The organism is Nostoc sp., assembly GCF_036916655.1.
Classification (GTDB): Bacteria; Cyanobacteriota; Cyanobacteriia; order Cyanobacteriales; family Nostocaceae; genus Nostoc.
The window spans coordinates 13,796-33,767 of the sequence record NZ_JBALFY010000073.1 but is presented as its reverse complement, the minus strand read 5'-3'; the positions used below and the strand labels follow the sequence as shown (position 1 = coordinate 33,767).

Below are 19,972 nucleotides of genomic sequence, written 5' to 3'. Positions count from 1 at the left end.
AATGAAACAATCAGCGAAGTTTCTGAAGTATCAACTGCTGTTGACGAAGTAGAACCTAGTCCGGTTGTTAATGAAACAATCAGCGAAGTTTCTGAGGCATCAACTGTTGTTGACGAAGTAGAATCTAGTCCGGTTGTCGATGAAACAATCAGCGAAGTTTCTGAAACATCAACCGCATCTGATGATAACGTTGCGGCAATTTTCAGCAATCAATACATTGGTTTGCCTAATACAAATACTGAAGAAGTCAGTGTAGATGTTGATGATGTTTCTGCCCAAGTAAGTGAAGTATCTGAATTGGCTGATATTCAATCTTTGGAAACAAGAGAGAGTGGAGTCACTGAGAATATCAGTCAAACTATTGAAGAAATTTATGACGTAGAAGCAACTCAACCTAATGAAACCCCAGAAGAAGCAAACGTAAGTGAGCCTCCTCAAACAATCATTGAAAGAAATATAGTACTCATTGCTCATGAAAGCAAGAAATCAGAACTTGCTGAATTTGTTTCTCAGCATCAAGAATTTTTCTCACAGAGCTTTACAATTACATGGCCATCTGTTAGCGAAGTCTTGCATCAACAGTCAGGAATAACTATTAGCCAACAAACCCCCGCACCAACTTCTGGAGGATATCAAACAATTGCTTCATTGGTTGGAGCCGGAGAAATTTTAGCAGTGATTTTCTTGAGAGATTTGCTGCAACCCCAACCTGGTCAAGCAAATGAAGAAGCACTGCTGAGATTATGCAATATTAACCAAGTTTTACTGGCGACTAATTTGCCAACAGCAGAAGCGATCGTGCATTATCTGAAACACACATAGCAATTATAAATGAGTTATGAACACAAAGATACCCGATTTCTTAAAAAAGTCGGGTATCTGAGTATTTTAGTGTTTGCAAGTAAAATATAATTACTATAGTTTTTGAAAAGTTGCAAATTGCATAGAATAATTTCAATAATAAAAATTAATCTCAAAATATAATATTTTAAAGTAAAACTTATTAAAAAAAATGGTTGTAAATTTTAAAAGTTTATTTAGACAGCCAGTTATTCTTTCAAGTGCGATCGCTACAATTTTACTAGTAGGCATTCAAAAACTGGGGGTTTTCGAGCCTCTGGAAATGAAAGTATACGACGAAATGATGCAATTACGTGCCGACCCCGGCCCAGACTCTCGTCTGTTGATTGTTGCTTTAACTGAAAAAGATATCCAAAAATGGAACTGGCCCTTATCTAGCGAACTTCTAGACCGGCTGTTAGGCAAGCTTGAAGAATATCAACCGAGAGCCATTGGTCTAGATATTTTTCGTGACTTACCAGTACAGCCAGGTCATGAAAAACTACTGCAACGCCTACAACAGAGTGATATTATCATTCCTATTTGTAAACATTCTGGTTCTAACAATCCGGGAATCGCACCACCAAAAGGCGTGGAAGCAGAGCGAGTGGGATTTAATGATGTTGTAGAAGATACTGACGCGACAATTCGCCGCAACCTCTTATTAGTAAGTGCAGAAAAGTCCGATTCTTGTCAAAGTACTTATTCTTTTAGCTTACAACTAGCACTCAAATATTTAGAAATCGGAGGTATCCAGCTAGAATTTACTCCTAAAAATGAGCTACAACTACGTAATACTGTCTTTAAACCTCTACAAAGTAGCGCTGGCGGTTATCAGAAAGCGGATACAAGTGGCTACCAAATCCTGCTTAATTACCGTTCTGGTCATCAGATTGCCCAACAAGTAACTATTACAGAAGTCCTTGCAAATCAAGTTAAACCAGATTTGGTAAAAGACCGTATCGTTTTGATTGGTTCAACAGCCAATAGTTTAAATGATATTTTTAATACGCCTTTTGCTAGTGGTAAGTCCAATAATTCCGGCAAGATGGCAGGAATTGAAATCCATGCCCATAGTGTTAGTCAAATTCTCAGTGCTGTTCTTAACAAACAGCCTCTATTTTGGTTTTTGCCTAAGTGGGGTAAAATCCTTTGGATATGGGGATGGACTGTAGTTGGTGGGTTGCTGGTATGGCGAATTCAACATCCACTAGGTTTAGGATTAGCAGCAGCAACAGCCCTTGTAGTATTATTTGGAGCTAATTTTGTCATTTTTACCCAATCTGGATGGTTCCCAGTCATACCTCCGGCGTTGGGGTTAGTATTTACTGCTGGGAGTGTCCTTGCCTATAGTGCTTATCAAACCAAGCAAGAGCAACAAGAAATTACCAAACGGGTTCAAGAACACCAACAATTAATTGTGGAATTGCAAGGTCTTTTACGGCAGCGCGGCGACGCCTCAAATGAAGCACCAACGGTAATTGCTGATTCCATCGGGCAAGACATTTCACTAGGCACGCTACTAAACAAGCGTTATCAAATTACTGAACGCTTGGGTTCTGGAGGATTTAGCAACACTTATATCGCTAACGATATCCAGCGTCCGGGGAATCCGCAGTGCGTGGTTAAACAGTTGCGACCTCCCCGCCAAGATGCAGAATATTTAAATGTCGTCAGACGCTTATTCGACGCTGAGGCAGAAATTTTAGAAACTTTGGGTAAGCACCCACAAATTCCCCAACTGCTAGCTTTTTTTGAAGAAAATCGCCAATTTTCTCTAGTGCAAGAATTTGTTCGAGGGCACGCTATGGATAATGAGCTAACCTCTGGAAAGCGACTCAAACAAGCTGAAGTTGTAGAGATGCTCAAAGAAGTTTTACGCGTGCTGGTTTTTGTTCACAGCTATGGCGTAATTCATCGAGATATCAAACCTAGTAACTTGATTAGGCGAGAATCAGATCAACACATTGTTTTAATTGACTTTGGTGCTGTTAAACAGATTCAACCTCAGCAGCAAGAAGCTCAGACAATTTCAATTGGCACTCCTAGTTATGCACCTTCTGAACAAATGAGCGGGTTGCCAAAACTCAACAGCGATATTTATGCCTTGGGAATTATGGGAATACAAGGTTTAACTGGGGTAGATCCGAGAGAATTTCGTAGAGACACAAATACTGGTGAAATCATTATCAAAAGTGGAACTGATGCCAATCAACAGATTTGGCAACATTGGCGCGAACTAACTGATGCAACAAACGAATTAGTTATGATTTTAAATAGAATGGTGCATTTTGACTTCACTCAACGATATCAGTCAGCCGCAGAGGTGCTTAAAACTCTCGAAAGTATCGAGTAGTGAGAAAAAAGCCCGGTTATTCGCATAACCAGGCTTTTAGTTATCTCAATGAATCAGTAGAGGTAGAATAGTGCGATCGCAGTTCAGATACAGCCACAAATGAAGGCGGCACCCGGATTTGAACCGGGGGTGGAGGTTTTGCAGACCTCTGCCTTACCACTTGGCTATGCCGCCACAGCAAGATTCCCTGAACTACTTTAATGTTTCTAAGATGTCTTAGTAGGCATTTAGTAGCCATAGGATGCTAGTTAAACCATGATAGCATAGGATTCTAAGGTAGAGATAGTGGGTTAACTGGATGTTTCTGGTAGTCTTTAAGCGATCGCTGAGTTATAAGTTTTCACTCTTCACCTGTTACACCTTTACTTCATCAGCAAAACTACCCCAGCGGACAAAGTGAAATGGGCCGGCGATAGAACCCCAAAGGCGTTCATCAGTGTCTAAATCTCTTCCTCGGTCAAGGCTGAAAAATTCTTTAGCGTCAATCTCAAATTCGTTATCCAAATAAGTATTTTTGCCGTCACGTACAACTATGCAGGCTTTACCAGGTTCAACTCTGCCTTTGAAGCTCTTACCTGTCCACTCTACAATCATGTTGCAACCTGACATTTTTTCCAATTGGTCAACAGACAATTCTTTGAGGCGTTCGGGTTCACGAGATGCACCGTAAAATTTTTGTTCTTCTTTAACGGTGTAGTGTTCAATAGCAATGTGGTTTTCTGCCGGAATCAACTTCATTACCCGCATCCGGTAGGGTTGATTGAGCATAAAATCATAAGCTTGTTCGAGAAACAAACTTACTCCTGAGAATAATTCTAAGGGAAGGGGACGGATACACACGCGGATATGAGCATAAAAAGGCGGATTTTCAAAAGCTTGTTCTTGATTACTAAAGTCAGCTGCCATCCAGCGGGCTAAGGTGGCGATATCAGTAGAATGAGTCATTACAAAACGATCGACTAGTTGCTTAAAAATTATCTAGGATTATTTTGACACTTTCTAGACTCAAAAATCCTGGTTGCGATACCTTTGATGGGCTTTGCCTACGCAATTTTTAAATTGGATATAAGATGGATGCTTTGATTGTAGAAAATCAGGATGCTTTAGGTGAATCGTAGAATTAGCTTATACAACTAACTCAAGACAAAGTAAAGTACCTATGCTCAGGCGTTTAATTGCGATCATTGCTACTGCCACTATACTCTTTAGCAGTTCCTTAACGCTGGCACAGAGTAAGAAGCCCAAACCACCAGACAAATTTCCTCCCAATCCTCTAGAGATTACCACCGACGATCCCCTGTCACCACGATCGCCTAAAGATCAACAGCCGTTAACTCTCCAAGAACGGCAAAAGTTAGAACCGGCGTTGGATGCGCTAAATCAAGAAGCGGCGGCGAAACTGCAAGCAGGTGAACCAGAAGCAGCCTTTGAAATTTGGAACCGAGAATTGCGTTTGCGGCGCTTTTTCGGTTCATTAGCAGAGGTACAAGCATTATCACGAGTCGGTGCGATCGCTTGGAATCAAAACAACGGCGAAGAAGTACAATATATTACGCAACGATTGCAAGCAATTCAAAAACAGACGCAATCTGAGAAAAAAACTGCCCCGATTGATTTAGAATTGTGGCGATCACTAGGTCAAGCTTACCAAAACGTGCGATCGTCTAAACTAGCCATAGAAGCTTACAACCAAGTTTTGCTCGTAGTGCGAGAGCAAAAAGATCCAATCGCACTTGTAGAAACTCTCCAGACAATTGGAGAACTGCATTTAAGTTGGTTTGATTATCCCAAAGCTGCCCCAATCTACGAAGAATTATTGAGTTTAGCGACATCCCTTGGCGAACGTGTAAACGAGATAACATATTTGCAACGACTGGCTTATATTTACGAGCAGACAAGCCAACCACAGCAGTCATTGAACATACTGAATAAGCTAGCAGAAATTTACGTAAACGAAAATAATCTTACTAAAATACCACAATTAAAGCTAGCGATCGCTTCAGATTATGAATCTCTTGCCAAGAAAAATCCTAACTTACTGCTAGAAGCTTTTAAAAATTATCAAGAAGCTTATACTACTGCTTGGCAATTACAGCAGTTCGTTCCTGCTGGTGAAGCTTTGCAGAAATTAATTGCGCTATATCGTTCTCAAGGACAAACAGACGAAGCTTTGCAGGCTAGCCAAATCCTTGTACAGACACAGGCGCAAGCCGCCAACTTTTACGGAATGATGCAGGCTTATGACCAAATTGGACAATTGTATCTAGAACGTAAAGAGTTTCCTCAAGCATTAACAGCTTTTCAAAAAGGTTTAAAACTAGCCCAACAACTCAAACATGAAGAAGCATACTTTACTGGACAAATTGAAAAACTGTCGAAAACAAATTTTTAACTGAAATTCCTGCGATCGCTTAACATAAAAATACCCGCCACGCTTACCCAAAAGGTGAAAAGCTATGTCAGAAACTACCCTAGCTGCACCAGATATTCAACTCCCACCCACCCAAGCAGAATTACCCGACGATGACGGTATCCCGATGGAAAGTCCACGACACAAAGCCCAGATGGATTTACTCATAGATGCCCTGATACCTTGGTTGGAAGAACGAGAGGATGGGTTTATTGGCGGTAATATGTTCGTTTACTACAGTTTGGCGCAGGTGCGAAACAAAGACTTTAAAGTCCCAGACTTTTTTGCTGTGTTAGGAGTCCCCAAAGGAGAACGTCGCAGTTGGGTGGTTTGGGAAGAGGGCAAAGCACCAGATGTAGTTATTGAGTTGCTTTCTGACAGCACAGCCCAAGCAGACAAAAATGAGAAAAAGCTAATTTATCAAAATCAAATGCGTGTCCCAGAATATTTCTGGTATGACCCTTTTAACCCAAATGATTTGGCTGGTTTCTCTAATGAAAAAGGAGCTTATCAACCCATCGTAATCAATGCTCAAAATCAATTGGTGAGTCAATCTTTAGGGTTAGCATTACAGTTATGGCAAGGAAATTATAAAGGTATTAATGCTACTTGGTTACGCTGGGCAATTTTGGCGGGGGAATTACTGCCAACTCCTGAAGAAAAGGAACGCCAAAGGGCAGACAAAGCAGAATCGCAGTTATTACAAACTGCACGCAACTTACTTGAGTCAGGGATGACAATAGAACAGGTAGCTAGGTTAACAGGTTTGAATGTATCTGAAGTTGAAACTTAGAGATATTCAGAATTCAGTCATTCGTAGGCCAATCAGTATTAAAATTGCATAATCAGGGCGGGCAAGATGCCCACCCCACAAGACATTGAGAAAATTTTAATATGCAAATTAAATGTGTTTTAGCTTAGAGGATGTTTGAAAAGTATTAGGCGAATATAATTCGCTACTACACAAACCAAGTCCACCTCCGTGGAAAGCATGAAAAATCAAGGATTTTTAACCCACTGAGGTGAGTTTTGTCTGTATAGCCGCTATTTCTAATCGCCAAGGCTAGTAACAAATTAGACTTTTCAAACAACCTCTTAGGTTGGGTTATGCAAAGCCTCTAACGCCACTTGCTACAACGCGGTGAATCCGCGCAACGCAGTGGCTCCCCAACCTACGTCTAATGCACAATTTTTTTGCTTGCCACGCTACTACGGTGTACATACAAATCTTTGAGAATTCTCACACACTCCATTAGTGTTACATAGATAATTCTTCTAGCCCAATCCATTCAGTAATAGATTGCCATTGACTTGCGTAAACAGTAGTACTTCTACGTTTTTGTTTTTGAGTTTTTCTAGGTAGTTGTCCCATGACGGCATCAGCGAATAAACTGGATTCGTTCCAATTATAAATAGGCATTTCTTGCCAGCAGTGGCGACAAAACCAGTAAGTCTCTGCACCGCGTATATGTTCTAAAAGTAAACTTGAGCAGCAAGGACAGTAATTCATATTTTTCTCAAATCCTGTTAATAAAAGTGTTATTGCAAATCAGGGCAGCCAGTTGAGAAGCCCGTAAATATTTAAAACAAGTCTGTCTATATTTTGACTATAGTCTTTAAATATGAGGAACTTGTGAGTAAAGTTAGAATACTTAATAGTATCGCAAAACTTATACATATTTCTTAAGTAATGCTATCAGACTTATTTAGCTATAAATGTGGGATTTAAGAGTAAGTTGACCTAATAAAACGTTGTACAGAAGTCTGGAGCAATAATTTGGATTTCCCTGGATAGGGATAGAGATACAGAGCAAATAAATTTATTTATACTCAAAATAAAAACATTTATTAAGAAGAATTTAGAACTCAGGAGCCAGAATGAGCGTATAAATTTTGTGTAACCGAAACAGTGCTGTTAGCGATAGCGGGGCGTTTAGCCTGTAACTCGGCTTAGAGCAACAAAAGTAATAATCGCACTGGCTCAACGCCCCGCTACTAGTCTGTCAATAAATAATTGATGGATAAACATCATTTGTAGTCAACTTAACGTGAAAACTATCCTAGTACAAGCTTTTAGGTTGCCTCGTTCCCAGTCTCCGACTGGGAATGAGATTTTAAAAGGGTTTGGGCTTAAGTTGATACTAATGTATCTTGCCTGGCCTACGAACTAGGCAGGCGAGATGCCCACCCCACAATATTTATTGGATAATTTATTTCTTGGAGTTCCCTTAGTGGTCAGCAAGAAAGTCGCGGGTCTATAGCAAGCAAGATCCCCGCAGGGTATCCCCCACTAATTTATTCTGACTTCTGAATTCTTCTTCAATTATTAGAGTTCCCTTAGTATCTCCACTCATCGATTAATTGATTTCAAATATTTAACACTAACAAGATTACCAAGACCATCTATTAAGGCAATCTCGAAGATCGGGATTAATAACCGAAACCCTGATTTTTTGTAGGGGTAATACCCTGTGGGAAGCTGTTTCTCTACATTCGCGCAGTATGTCGCAGACAGATGCTCCGCATAGCTTGCTTCGACCCAAGAGTATGCCTCTACATGAATTACCCCTACAGCGCATAGTTTTGCGTAAGTCCTAAAGATAACAGACCATCTATTTCTAATTTGACAATAGAATGAGTTTAGCAACTCTAAAATTCTATCTACTTCCTAGCTTAGTTACTAACTCGCACTACATCTTTTGTATTTGGTCTTGTAAGATTTATAGAATACCTTGATCAATGTATTTGATTGACTATTTCTTGGAGACAAATAATTCCTGATTTTCAAAAATTTATTTCTTTTAGCTAGTGCTAGCTTTTACTAGTTCGTATTCATATAAAAAAGATCATTAGAATTGACAAATTAGCCATGCAATTCAACGATAAGCTGCTTAACTTACTTAGCTTAAATCATGTTATTAATCGTTTTCCACTAACGATCAGTCCTGATAGTTTTGTCGTCGAAGCTATTGTCTTAATGAGTCAGGAAAGATGTAGTAATTCTGCACCTAGTAACTTAAATGTTTCATTGGATTTAAACCCCGCAAATCAACCTGTAACTAGTTGTATCTTGGTTATAGAGGGAGCAGATTTATTAGGTATTTTTACAGAAAAAGATGTCCTGAGGTTGATAGCTTCTGAAATAGATTTATCGACGATGACAATGGCTGAAGTAATGGTACAGCCAGTATTTACCCTGAGAAAATCAGATTCTCAGGATATTTTTATAGCCTTGTCGTTATTGAATCAGTATCGTATTTGCCATCTGCCCGTTTTAGACGATCGCGGGCAATTATTAGGAGTTATCACTGAAACTAGCTTGCTACAAGCCTTTGACCTGATAAAAAGGCTGGGGATCTTTGAAGGCTTACAGAAATTTTTACAAAAACCCACAGATGAATTCAGGGGGGTTAATCAGCCAATTGAGATAGAGCAAGTCCTGAAAGAAGAACTACGCCAAGCTTACGAAAAATTAGAACAACGAGTGGCAGAAAGAACAGCAGAACTTGTGATATCTAACGTTCTATTGCAACAAGAAATTATTGAACATCAACGTGCAGAAATTGCATTACGGCAAAGCGAAAACCTCTATCGCCAACTCGTTGAAAGCCAAACTGACATAATTATCCGCATTGATTTGCAAGGGCAGATTACCTTTGCCAATATGGCTGCTTGTCAAACCTTCGGCTAGAAAGAAGATGAGTTTCTTGGTCAGTCATTTCTCCAGTTTTTTCACTCAGATGACTTGCATCTAGTAGTGGAAAGTATGACAGTTTTAGAATCTTCATCCCATCTCTTGACTAATTGCGAGCGACGTTCATTGACAGTTAACGGTATACGCTGGTTTCAATGGAATGCGATCGCAATTTATGATGACAAAGGAGAGGTTATTGAAATACAAGGGGTAGCCAGAGATATTACCGAACAGAAAGCTGCACTACACGAACGCCAACTTGCCGAAGCAGCATTGTCTGAAAGCGAGGAGAAATTTCGCACTTTTGCCGAAAACACCCACGCCACGATCTGGATTGGTAGCGCAGATTCATTCCAGCCTTTGTATATTAGTCCTGCTTATGAGAAGATTTGGGGTCGATCTTCTCAGGGTTTATTTGAACAGCCAACATCTTGGTTAGACACCGTTCATCCAGACGATCGCGATCGCGCCGCTCAATCAATCGAGCAATTGCTTAGTGGTAGTCAATCTATTTCAGCAGAATATCGGATTTTGCGACCTGATGGCTCGGTGCGCTGGATTTGGAATCGGGGTTTTGCTGTCTATGATGACCAAGGAAAAGTTAACTACTATGGTGGCATTGCCGAAGATATCACCGAGCGCAAGCTGGCGGAACAAAAAATCTCCGAACAAGCTGCTTTACTTGATATTGCCACCGACGCCATATTAGTTCGAGATTTCCAGTCTCAAATCTTATTCTGGAATCAAGGTGCAGAGCGGATGTACGGTTGGCTTTCTACAGAAATTATGGGAAAAGAAACCCACGAGATTTTGTATTCAGCAAGAACTCAGCACCAACTAGAAAAACCATTAAAAAGCGTAATTGAGAATGGCTCATGGCAAGGTGAGTTACATAAAGTGACAAAATCCGGTGAGAAAATTGTTGTGGAAAGTCGCTGGACATTAATGCGCGATTCTGAGGGAAAACCCAAATCCATTTTGACTGTTGACACTGACATCACCGAAAAGAAACAACTCGAAGAGCAGTTTTTTCGCACCCAGCGATTGGAAAGCCTTGGTACGCTTGCAGGTGGCATTGCTCACGACTTGAACAATATATTGACACCAATTTTGGCAGCAGCTCAATTGTTACAGGGAAAATTTTTTCAAGACGAGGAGCGTTCTGGGCAATTAATGGCACTTGTAGAAGCCAACGCCAGACGGGGAGCAGCTTTAGTGAAGCAAGTCTTGTCCTTTGCGCGGGGATTTAAAGGAGAGCCGACAATTATCCAAGTCAAGTACTTGATTTCAGAAATTATCCAAATTGCTAAACATACATTTCCCAAATCTATTGAATTTTCCACGGTTATCCCAGATGATATCTGGGCGATCTCTGGAGACACCACACAACTACATCAAGTGTTGATGAATTTGGTAGTAAATGCTCGCGATGCTTTGCCTCATGGCGGCAACATCAAAATTTCTGCGGAAAATAAGTTTATTGATGAAGCTTATACCCGAATGAATCTCGATGCCAAAGTTGGGCATTATATTGTAATTACCATTGCCGATAATGGAATTGGGATACCGCCAGAAGTATTAGATAGAATTTTTGAGCCATTTTTCACCACCAAAGAGGTCAACGTAGGTACTGGACTTGGGCTTTCAACAGTGCTAGGCATCGTTAGAAGCCACGATGGTTTTATCAAAGTGTCTAGTAATGTTAGTAGAGGCAGCAAATTTGACCTGTTTTTACCAGCAGTAGAAGCAACCCAAGCATTGAAGATAGAAGACGTAGATTTGCTTCCAGGAAAGGGAGAATTGATTTTAGTTGTAGATGATGAAGCCCAAATTCGGGACATTGCCACAATCATCCTAGAAAACCATAACTATAAAATACTCACTGCTAGTAATGGCATCGAGGCGATCGCATTTTATGTTCAACACAAGCATCAAATCAATGCTGTATTAATGGATATAATGATGCCGGAAATGGATGGAATCACTGCCATTCGTACCTTGCAAAAAATCAACCAGCAGGTTCAAATTATTGCCTGTAGTGGGCTGAACTCAATGGAAGTGTTTACTCAAGCTGCTGATGTTAATGTGCAAGCAGTTTTATTAAAACCCTATACTGCTAGAGAATTATTGAACAGTTTACATCACTTGTTTGGGAGTAATGAGTAATGAGTAATGAGTAATGAGTAATGAGTAATGAGTGGGGAATCTCGCTTCTTTACTCAGGACTGGGAACTAGCTCAACGCCCCTTTATTGCTAACGGAACTGTTTTGCCTCCTGTCTTCTGCCCCCTGCCTCCTGCTCCCTGCCCAATTCCTCACAAGATCCTCAGATTGTTTTACTAAATTTAGAGTGTGGGTAACTTTGGCAAAATGAGGTTAATCGGTCTGATGAATATTGTTAGGAAGATTAATGATGACTTAGCGATCGCAGGTCAAATTACACTAGAGCAGCTACAACAAATAGGGGATGAGGGTTATAGGTCTGTAGTCAACCTGCGTTTGCCCGACGAAACAGGCTTTCTAGTTAATGAACAAGAGAAAACTGAGCTTTTGGAATTGTACTACGTTAACTTACCAACTAGACCTGAAGACATTAATCATCAAAGTGCGCTTCAGATATATCAGACCATCACTGAATTACCCAAACCAATACTGATACATTGTGATAATTCAATTCGTTCAGCCGCGATCGCATTGTTGTACATCGCCCTCAAACAAGGTATGGCTTTTGAAAAAGCATTGCAAAAAGTTATTAATATAGGCTTGATATAGCTATCCACTGATGATTTTAGATCGAAAACTAGTGGAAATTTTTACCTAAATTAATTAGACATATCCAGAAATTAAATATGTATTATCGAACAGAATTCAGTAGTCAGGAGTCAGAATTAAGAATGAATTTTGTATGACTGGCGATCGAGTCTTTGATCTTCTTGATTCCGACTCCTGAATTCTGAGTTCTTCTTCAACTATAACCATTGTAGAGACGTAGCACTGCTACGTCTCTACATTCTTTTTCACCAGATGTCTATTAATTATGGGATATTAGTTATTCCCCAATCCCTAATCCCCAGTCCCTAATCTCTAATCCCCAGTCCCCAATCCCCAATCCCCAGTCCCCAATCCCTAATCCTATCGACTCGCCGCGTTTCACCCCAAAGCTAGACGCGAAGATTTTTATAGTTATTTAAAATAGCGAGGGAAATGTACCTCAGAGAACCGAAAACTAGAGACAAAAATGAGGTCGTAACCTAACTAAATTTCTGGAATTCGTCATCATGTATGAACTAGTTCAAGCTGTCATCAACGGTGATGAAAAAACTGATGCGAATCAGTTTCTTTATGCGTTGAGTGCTTCAGGTAAGCGTTACTTTCTGAGAAATGAGATTTTGCAAGCTTTTGCTGATTACTGCGATCAATCTCAAAAGCCAGCCTATTTTTACTACTCTTCTTCTCTTGGCAAACTGATACAATATACCCACGAAATAATTCTTGAAGAAGAAAGTACTTGGTTTGTAATTCGACCGAAGATTGCTAACCAAGAAGTTTGGAAACTGACAGCCGATTTTAGCAAATTTGAGCAGATGACGCCTCAAGCACTGTTAGACGTGAGAGATCGCCTAGTCAACCGCTACCAACCCGACATCCTCGAAATCGACCTCCACCCCTTTTATGAGAATTCCCCAAGAATCGATGATGCTAGAAATATCGGTCAAGGTTTAGCCTTCCTCAATCGTTATCTGTGCAATCAATTGTTGACTGACCCTGAATATTGGGTAGAGATGTTATTTAAAGCATTACACGGACTGCAATGCAATGGCATTCGCCTGTTGTTGAGCGATCGCATTGACTCCGGTATTCAGTTAGCCAAACAAATTAAGCCAGCGCTCAAATTGCTGAGTGAGCGATCGCCTCATGAACCTTATGAAAAATTTAGCTCTGATCTTCAAGAATTAGGCTTTGAGCCAGGTTGGGGTAACACTGCGGCGCGAGTCTCCGAAACCTTAGAACTCCTCGACCGACTCATTTATTCCCCAGAACCCGGCATTTTAGAAGCCTTTGTGGCCCGTGTCCCCGCCGTCTTTCGCGTCGTTCTCGTTTCTGTCCACGGCTGGGTGGGACAGGAAGATGTTTTAGGAAGAGATGAAACACTCGGTCAAGTTATCTATGTCCTCGAACAAGCACGCAGCTTAGAAAACGAACTACGCGAACAAATCAAACTCGCTGGACTCGACCGACTAGGCATTAAACCTCATATTATTATTCTCACTCGGCTAATTCCTAACTGTGAAGGGACATTTTGTAACCTGCACTTAGAAAAAGTTCAAGATACTGAGAATGCTTGGATATTGCGCGTTCCTTTTGGTGAATTCAATCCCGAAATTACCAACAATTGGATTTCTAAATTTGAGATTTGGCCTTATTTAGAACAATTTGCAATCGATGCAGAAAAAGAATTACTAGCTCAATTTAAAGTCAAACCTAATCTGATTGTTGGTAACTACAGCGACGGTAACTTGGTAGCCTTTCTCCTCTCTCGCCGGATGAAAGTTACCCAGTGCAACATTGCCCATTCCTTGGCAAAGCCTAAATATCTATTTAGCAATTTATACTGGCAAGATTTAGAAGAGCAATATCACTTCTCGGTACAATTCACCGCCGATTTGATTAGCATGAATGCAGCCGACTTTATCATCACATCGTCCTATCAAGAAATTGTCGGCACGCCTGACACTATCGGTCAATACGAATCGTATAAATGGTTTACGATGCCGCAGTTGTATCATGTAGTTGATGGCATTGATTTGTTTAGTCCTAAATTCAACTTAGTGCCGCCGGGGGTAAATGAAAATATTTTCTTTCCCTATAACCAAAAAGAAAACCGAGATTCTCACCTGCTTAAACAAGTCCATGTTTTACTCTTTAGCCGCGAAGACTCCCAAATCTTAGGTCATTTAGATCGCCCTAACAAGCGACCAATCTTTGCCGTTGATACCGTCACTTCAATCAATAATCTCACTGGGTTAGCTGAATGTTTTGGTAAGAGTCAGGCATTGCAAGAGCATTGTAATCTGATTATCTTAACCAGTAAACTGCATCCAGATGAAGCTATAAACTCACAAGAAACAGAAGAAATTCAGAAACTCCACGACGTTATTGATGAATATCATCTCGATGGCAAGATTCGCTGGGTGGGGATGCGTATTCCTAGCAGTGAACTCGGCGAAGCCTACCGAGTAGTTGCAGATTCTCAAGGGATCTATGTCCATTTTGCCCGCTTTGAATCCTTCGGACGGAGTATTTTGGAAGCGATGATTTCCGGCTTGCCAACTTTCACTACTCAGTTTGGCGGTTCTTCAGAAATTATCGAAAACCAAGAAAACGGATTTCATATTAATCCTACAGACTTAGAAGGAACAGCAAAGAAAATTTTAGATTTCCTTGAGAAATGTGATACTCATGCTGAATACTGGCAAGAAGTTTCAGAATGGATGAGTCAGCGAATTCATCATAAATATAATTGGCATTTACATAGCAATCAATTACTACTGCTGAATAAAATGTTTAGTTTTTGGAACTTTGTTGCTCCAGAAAATAACGAAGCCAGAGATCGGTACATGGAAACCTTATTTCATCTTATTTATAAGCCCAGAGTTGAGAAGATTTTAGAAAAGCATAAGGGTGGGTGAGGGAGGCAGGGGGCAGAGGAGCAGAGGGAGAATTAGAACTCTGTTCATCTACCTCAGAACTCTGTTCATCCACCTTAGAACTCTGTTCATCTACCTCAGAACTCCGTTCATCTATCTCAAAGACTCATTAACGGAGTTAAAAGACTTATTCATCTACCTCAAAATCCTCAATCCCTAATTCCCATGTCCAATGCCCAATACCCCATGCCACAATTTACCTATACAGATTGGATATTAATCGAAACCCAGTTTGATCCTGAGCAATTACAGTCTAAAGAAACTGTCTTTACAATCGGCAATGGATATCTGGGAACAAGAGGCAGTTTTGAAGAGGGTTATCCTCATGCATCGCCAGCTACTTTTATAAACGGTGTCTATGATGATGTGCCAGTGGTATACACTGAACTGGTAAATTGCCCTGACTGGCTACCCTTGATAGTAATTGTAAATGGCGATCGCTTCCGTCTCGATCAAGGTGAAATATTGCACTATGAGCGACAGCTTGATTTACGCCAAGGACAAATTATCCGTGCCTTGCGTTGGCGCTCTCCCAGTGGAAATACTATAGATATCAGCTTTGAACGCTTTGCTAGTCTTGCAGATCAGCATGTGTTGGGGTTACGCTGCCATTTAACACCAGTAGATTTTGAGGGGTTAATTGAAGTTCAAGCTAGTATCAATGGCTATCCCGAAAATCAAGGTTTGAATCACTGGGAAGGATTAGATCAAGGCAAAATCGACCAAGGAATTTGGTTGCAACGCCGCACCCGCAGTTCCCGAATTGAACTCGGTATGGCAGCTAAGGTGACAATATTAGGTAGTGAAGCATCTTTGCAAGTCAATACCGCACCTGGTTATCCCACCTTAAGCACGTCTTTCGTTGCGAAAGCACAGCAGACTGTAACGGTAGAAAAAATCGTGACAGTTTTTACCTCACGGGAGATAGAAACACCAGTCAAAGCTGCTCAAGAAAAACTCGCGCACCTGTCAGATTACACAACATTACTAAAAGCCAATGAGCAAGCATGGAATGAGGTTTGGCAGCAAAGTGACATTTTGATTGAGGGGGATAGCACAGCTACTTTTGCAGTTCGCTACAATCTTTTTCAACTGCTGATTGCTGCTCCCTGGAATGATGATAGAGTGAGTATTCCCGCTAAAACCCTTTCTGGGTTTGGCTATCGCGGTCATATCTTTTGGGATACAGAAATTTTTATGCAGCCCTTGTTTCTGTTTACCCAACCAGCGATCGCCCGGAACTTACTCAGTTACCGTTGGCACACCTTAGCCGGAGCTAGACGCAAGGCAATTCATTACGGCTATAAAGGGGCAATGTTTGCCTGGGAAAGTGCTGAGACTGGTGATGAAGTTACACCCCGTTGGGCTATCGGCAGTGATTTTTACGGTGAAGATGTGCGAATTTGGTGCCGCGATCGCGAAATTCATATTAATGCAGATATCCCCTACGCGATTTGGAACTACTGGCAAGCTACTGCTGATGATGAGTGGATGCAAAAGTACGGTGCAGAGGTAATCTTGGATGCCGCAATCTTTTGGAGTAGCCGGGTAGAATTCAATCCTGAGCGTGAAAAGTATGAAATTCGGGGAGTGATTGGAGCCGATGAATATCATGAATTAGTCCACAATAACGCCTTTACAAACCGTATGGCGCAATGGCATCTAGAGAAAGCGATCGCAGTTTATGACTGGTTAACTGACAAATTCCCCGAACGAGCGACTGAACTAGAAGCGAAACTGCAACTCACCTCCCAAGAGCGATCGCACTGGCAAGATATCATCGCTAAAATTTTGTTTCTCTATGACCCATCAACAGAACTAATCGAGCAATTCGAGGGATTTTTTCAATCGGAAGATATCAACTTAGCAGATTATGAACCACGCGATCGCTCTATGCAGGCTATTTTAGGTGTCGATCAAATCAATAAATATCAAGTAATCAAGCAGCCAGATATATTAATGCTCCTATATTTAATGCGGGAATCAGCAGATTTTCCCTATAACGAAAAAGCATTGCAGATAAACTGGGACTACTACGCACCCCGCACTGATATTACCTACGGTTCCTCTCTTGGCCCATCAGTTCAGGCAATCTTAGCTTCCGACTTAGGCAAATCAACCGAAGCTTACGAACAGTTTATGCGAGCGTTAATGGTTGATCTTGAAGATAACCGAGGCAACACCAGGGATGGAATTCATGGCGCTAGTGCTGGTGGTATTTGGCAAGCTGTAATTTTTGGATTCGGCGGTATCCAACTCACCGAGAACGGCCCCGTAGCCAATCCTCACCTCCCCCCAGGCTGGACGCGCCTGAAGTTTAAACTGCACTGGCAAGGTAGATGGCACGAGTTTGATTTGAAGGGATTGGGGACTGGGGGACAAGGGGATAAGGGGACTGGGGACTGGGGACTGGGGGATAAGGGGACAAAGGGAATAACTAATACCCAATCCCCAATCCCCAATCCCCAATCCCCAATCCCCAATATCCAAGGATTCATCTTCGATTTAGATGGCGTGCTAACAGATACAGCAGAAGTTCACTACTTAGCTTGGAAAAAGCTAGCAGATGAAGAGGGTATACCGTTTAATCGGGAAGCTAACGAAGCTCTGCGGGGTGTATCCCGTCGTGCTTCCCTGATGCTGATTATTGGCGATAGACCTTATTCAGAAGCGCAAATCCAGGAGATGATGGAGCGTAAAAATCGCTACTATGTAGAGTTAATCCAAGACATGACACCCAAGGATTTGTTACCAGGTGCGATCGCCCTTTTGGATGAACTGCGGCAAGCTGGGATTAAAATTGGTATTGGTTCAGCCAGCAAAAATGCCCGGACAGTGCTAGAGCGATTAGGCATTGTGGACAAAGTAGATGCGATCGCTGACGGTTACAGTGTACAGGAACCAAAGCCAGCACCCGACTTATTTCTGTACGCAGCCAAGCAACTAGGAATTAAACCAGAGCAATCTGTCGTTGTAGAAGATGCCGCAGCCGGTATTGATGCAGCTCTCGCCGCTGGTATGTGGGCTGTAGGACTCGGCCCCGTTGAACGAGTTGGAGCCGCTCATGTTGTTTTACCCAACCTCGCAGGCATTAAATGGGCAGACCTTCGAGATCAATTCAGTAAAATCTCGGCGAATATCTTCAAGGTATCCAATAGCTTTCAGTAGATTATCGGCGATATTATGCGATCGCAATTATCTTGCATAACATCTGCCTCTCAAAATTTTCTGACTGGAGGGGATTTTATTGCTTACAGCTATTTTCAGATAAGGAACAAGAAGTAAATAACATACAATTTAAATCCACGTTCCTAAATAGACCATGTGATAGGGGCACAGGATTGCTCGTTGGTGTCAACTTAACGTGAAACCGCTTGTCCACCGGGAATTGAAATTCCCGTCTCATAATTAAAGTCATCTGAAGATGACTAAATATCAACAAAAATCTCCAGTCTACTTCAGTAGACTTTAGCTATTAGCCAAAGAAATTTATCTCAAGGCGGGTAAGGAAGCTAACAAGCCATTTTTAGCTTAAGTTGACACCAATGAGCCCCTATCACATAGTCTGAAAATAGCTGTAAATTATAAGTGCAAGCTGTTCTGTTATAGATATAAATTTATTGAAAATGGCAGAATGACCCTAAAGGTAGTTCCCACATCGATCGCACTTTCGACTGTAATTTCGCCGCTATGCAAATCTACAGCTTGCTTGACGATGGACATTCCTAATCCCATTCCTGGGATATTGCCTGCATTACTGGCGCGATGGAAAGGTTCAAAGATGTGTTCGATGTCAGAAGGGGGAATGCCAATACCAGAATCTTGAGTCTGGAATATGGCTTGCTCGTTGGTAGTGGTGACAGAAAAATTAACTGTGCTACCAAGGGGAGAGTATTTTAGACAATTCGACAATAAATTACTTAAGATTTGCCGCAGTAATTTAGCATCTAAGTTAGCCAGGGTGCATTGGCATTCGCTGCTAAAAGCGATCGCATGTTGTGAGCGATCGCTCTGTTGTAATTCTTCTAAGAGATCGCGGCAAAATTCTACCAGATTTATAGGTGTTGGATTAAACTCTAACTTGCCTGTTTCATCCTGACTCAGCACCAATACATCATTCAACAACTGCGTTATATGCATAACTGATGTTTGAATACGACGTAGGTGGGTTTGTTGTCGCTCCTCGCTCCAGAGGTGGCGATAATGTTCTAATAGTTCCGCAGAAGAGTGGATGGTAGCCAAAGGGGTGCGAAACTCATGGGAGGTGACGGTGAGCAAGCGAGATTTAAGTTCACTAAACTCCCTTTCTTTGGCAAGCGCTTGTCGCATCGCCTGTTCTGCCCATTGCAGCTTGGCTTGGGTTCGCTTACTTTCGCTAATATCCCGCAATATCCAGCGCAGACCAACTAAATTACTATATTGATTACGGATTGCAACCACTTTAACCGCAGCAATAATGGGAGTGTTGTTACGTGGTCGCAGATTTACTTCCCATTCTTGCATTTTCCAGTCTGGGAATTGAGCGCGATCACGCAGATAACTTAGTTTTAAATGAAAAGCTATCAGTTCTTTCTCAAGCACAAACATCCCTATGGGTTTGCCCAACAACAAGCTTTTGGAAATATTCAGCAGATTGGTGGCGGCTGAGTTAGCTTCTTGAATTATCCCTTTTGTATCAGTCACAAAATAAGCGTCTGGTACTTCTTCAAATAGTTCTTGGTAGCGTTGACCTTCTGCTACCAAGGCCTGTTGAGTGTTAGATAATTCTTGATTCTGCTGCTTTAAATCTTCATTCACTAATTGTAGTTCTTCTAAAGCTAGGTACACTTCTTTGAATACTGCGGCCAGTAGTTCAATATCTGCTTGTGCTTTTTGCTGTTCACTCTGACGTTGCAAAAAGGCAACGCGATTACGCATATTCTGTATCTGCAAGGCTAAATCGTCCAAATTCACGCTCTTGCTCC

11 protein-coding genes, 1 tRNA gene and 1 pseudogene are annotated in these 19,972 nt (G+C 41.4%); 9 read left to right on the top strand and 4 right to left on the bottom strand.

Annotated features, from left to right (window positions below; all coding sequences use genetic code 11):
• Together V7L31_RS21190 and V7L31_RS21185 are read left to right on the top strand one after the other, a co-directional pair.
• Nucleotides 1–822: hypothetical protein (locus V7L31_RS21190; RefSeq protein ID WP_334698081.1), on the top strand; the 822-nt coding region annotated here is incomplete at its 5' end.
• A 190-nt stretch (nucleotides 823–1,012) separates the two neighbouring features.
• Nucleotides 1,013–3,196: a CHASE2 domain-containing serine/threonine-protein kinase gene (locus V7L31_RS21185; RefSeq protein ID WP_334698080.1), complete on the top strand. Its 2,184-nt coding sequence runs from the start codon at nucleotides 1,013–1,015 to the stop codon at nucleotides 3,194–3,196.
• Nucleotides 3,197–3,299: 103 nt separating this feature from the next.
• Here the strand turns inward: V7L31_RS21185 and V7L31_RS21180 are convergent.
• Both V7L31_RS21180 and V7L31_RS21175 read right to left on the bottom strand, forming a co-directional pair.
• A tRNA-Cys gene (locus V7L31_RS21180) sits at nucleotides 3,300–3,370 on the bottom strand.
• Nucleotides 3,371–3,550: 180 nt separating this feature from the next.
• Nucleotides 3,551–4,141, bottom strand: a complete 591-nt coding sequence (locus V7L31_RS21175) for a chromophore lyase CpcT/CpeT (protein ID WP_179064554.1) — start codon at nucleotides 4,139–4,141, stop codon at nucleotides 3,551–3,553.
• 214 nt (nucleotides 4,142–4,355) lie between these two features.
• Here V7L31_RS21175 and V7L31_RS21170 point away from each other — a divergent pair, with 214 nt between their 5' ends.
• Both V7L31_RS21170 and V7L31_RS21165 read left to right on the top strand, forming a co-directional pair.
• Nucleotides 4,356–5,588: a tetratricopeptide repeat protein gene (locus V7L31_RS21170; RefSeq protein WP_334698079.1), complete on the top strand. Its 1,233-nt coding sequence runs from the start codon at nucleotides 4,356–4,358 to the stop codon at nucleotides 5,586–5,588.
• A 64-nt stretch (nucleotides 5,589–5,652) separates the two neighbouring features.
• Nucleotides 5,653–6,399 (top strand): Uma2 family endonuclease, encoded by a 747-nt coding sequence (locus V7L31_RS21165; protein ID WP_334698078.1) that lies wholly within the window; start codon nucleotides 5,653–5,655, stop codon nucleotides 6,397–6,399.
• A 465-nt stretch (nucleotides 6,400–6,864) separates the two neighbouring features.
• Here the strand turns inward: V7L31_RS21165 and V7L31_RS21160 are convergent, their stop codons facing one another.
• Nucleotides 6,865–7,116: a hypothetical protein gene (locus V7L31_RS21160; protein ID WP_334698077.1), complete on the bottom strand. Its 252-nt coding sequence runs from the start codon at nucleotides 7,114–7,116 to the stop codon at nucleotides 6,865–6,867.
• A gap of 1,359 nt (nucleotides 7,117–8,475) precedes the next feature.
• Here V7L31_RS21160 and V7L31_RS21155 point away from each other — a divergent pair.
• From V7L31_RS21155 to pgmB, 5 genes and pseudogenes are all read left to right on the top strand, one after another.
• Nucleotides 8,476–10,530: pseudogene (locus V7L31_RS21155) on the top strand (PAS domain S-box protein); the annotation flags it as partial.
• On the top strand, nucleotides 10,516–11,466 hold the full coding sequence (locus tag V7L31_RS21150) for an ATP-binding protein (protein ID WP_334698083.1): 951 nt from the start codon (nucleotides 10,516–10,518) through the stop codon (nucleotides 11,464–11,466). The pseudogene V7L31_RS21155 and the gene V7L31_RS21150, both read left to right, overlap by 15 nt.
• Nucleotides 11,467–11,688: 222 nt before the next feature.
• On the top strand, nucleotides 11,689–12,072 hold the full coding sequence (locus V7L31_RS21145; RefSeq protein ID WP_334698076.1) for a beta-lactamase hydrolase domain-containing protein: 384 nt from the start codon (nucleotides 11,689–11,691) through the stop codon (nucleotides 12,070–12,072).
• 506 nt (nucleotides 12,073–12,578) lie between these two features.
• Nucleotides 12,579–14,990: a sucrose synthase gene (locus V7L31_RS21140; RefSeq protein ID WP_334698075.1), complete on the top strand. Its 2,412-nt coding sequence runs from the start codon at nucleotides 12,579–12,581 to the stop codon at nucleotides 14,988–14,990.
• A 183-nt stretch (nucleotides 14,991–15,173) separates the two neighbouring features.
• On the top strand, nucleotides 15,174–18,176 hold the full coding sequence (gene pgmB / locus V7L31_RS21135) for a beta-phosphoglucomutase (protein ID WP_334698074.1): 3,003 nt from the start codon (nucleotides 15,174–15,176) through the stop codon (nucleotides 18,174–18,176).
• A gap of 435 nt (nucleotides 18,177–18,611) precedes the next feature.
• Here pgmB and V7L31_RS21130 read toward each other — a convergent pair whose 3' ends face one another.
• Nucleotides 18,612–19,961 (bottom strand): PAS domain-containing sensor histidine kinase, encoded by a 1,350-nt coding sequence (locus V7L31_RS21130; RefSeq protein ID WP_334698073.1) that lies wholly within the window; start codon nucleotides 19,959–19,961, stop codon nucleotides 18,612–18,614.
• Between the last annotated feature and the right edge of the window lie 11 nt (nucleotides 19,962–19,972).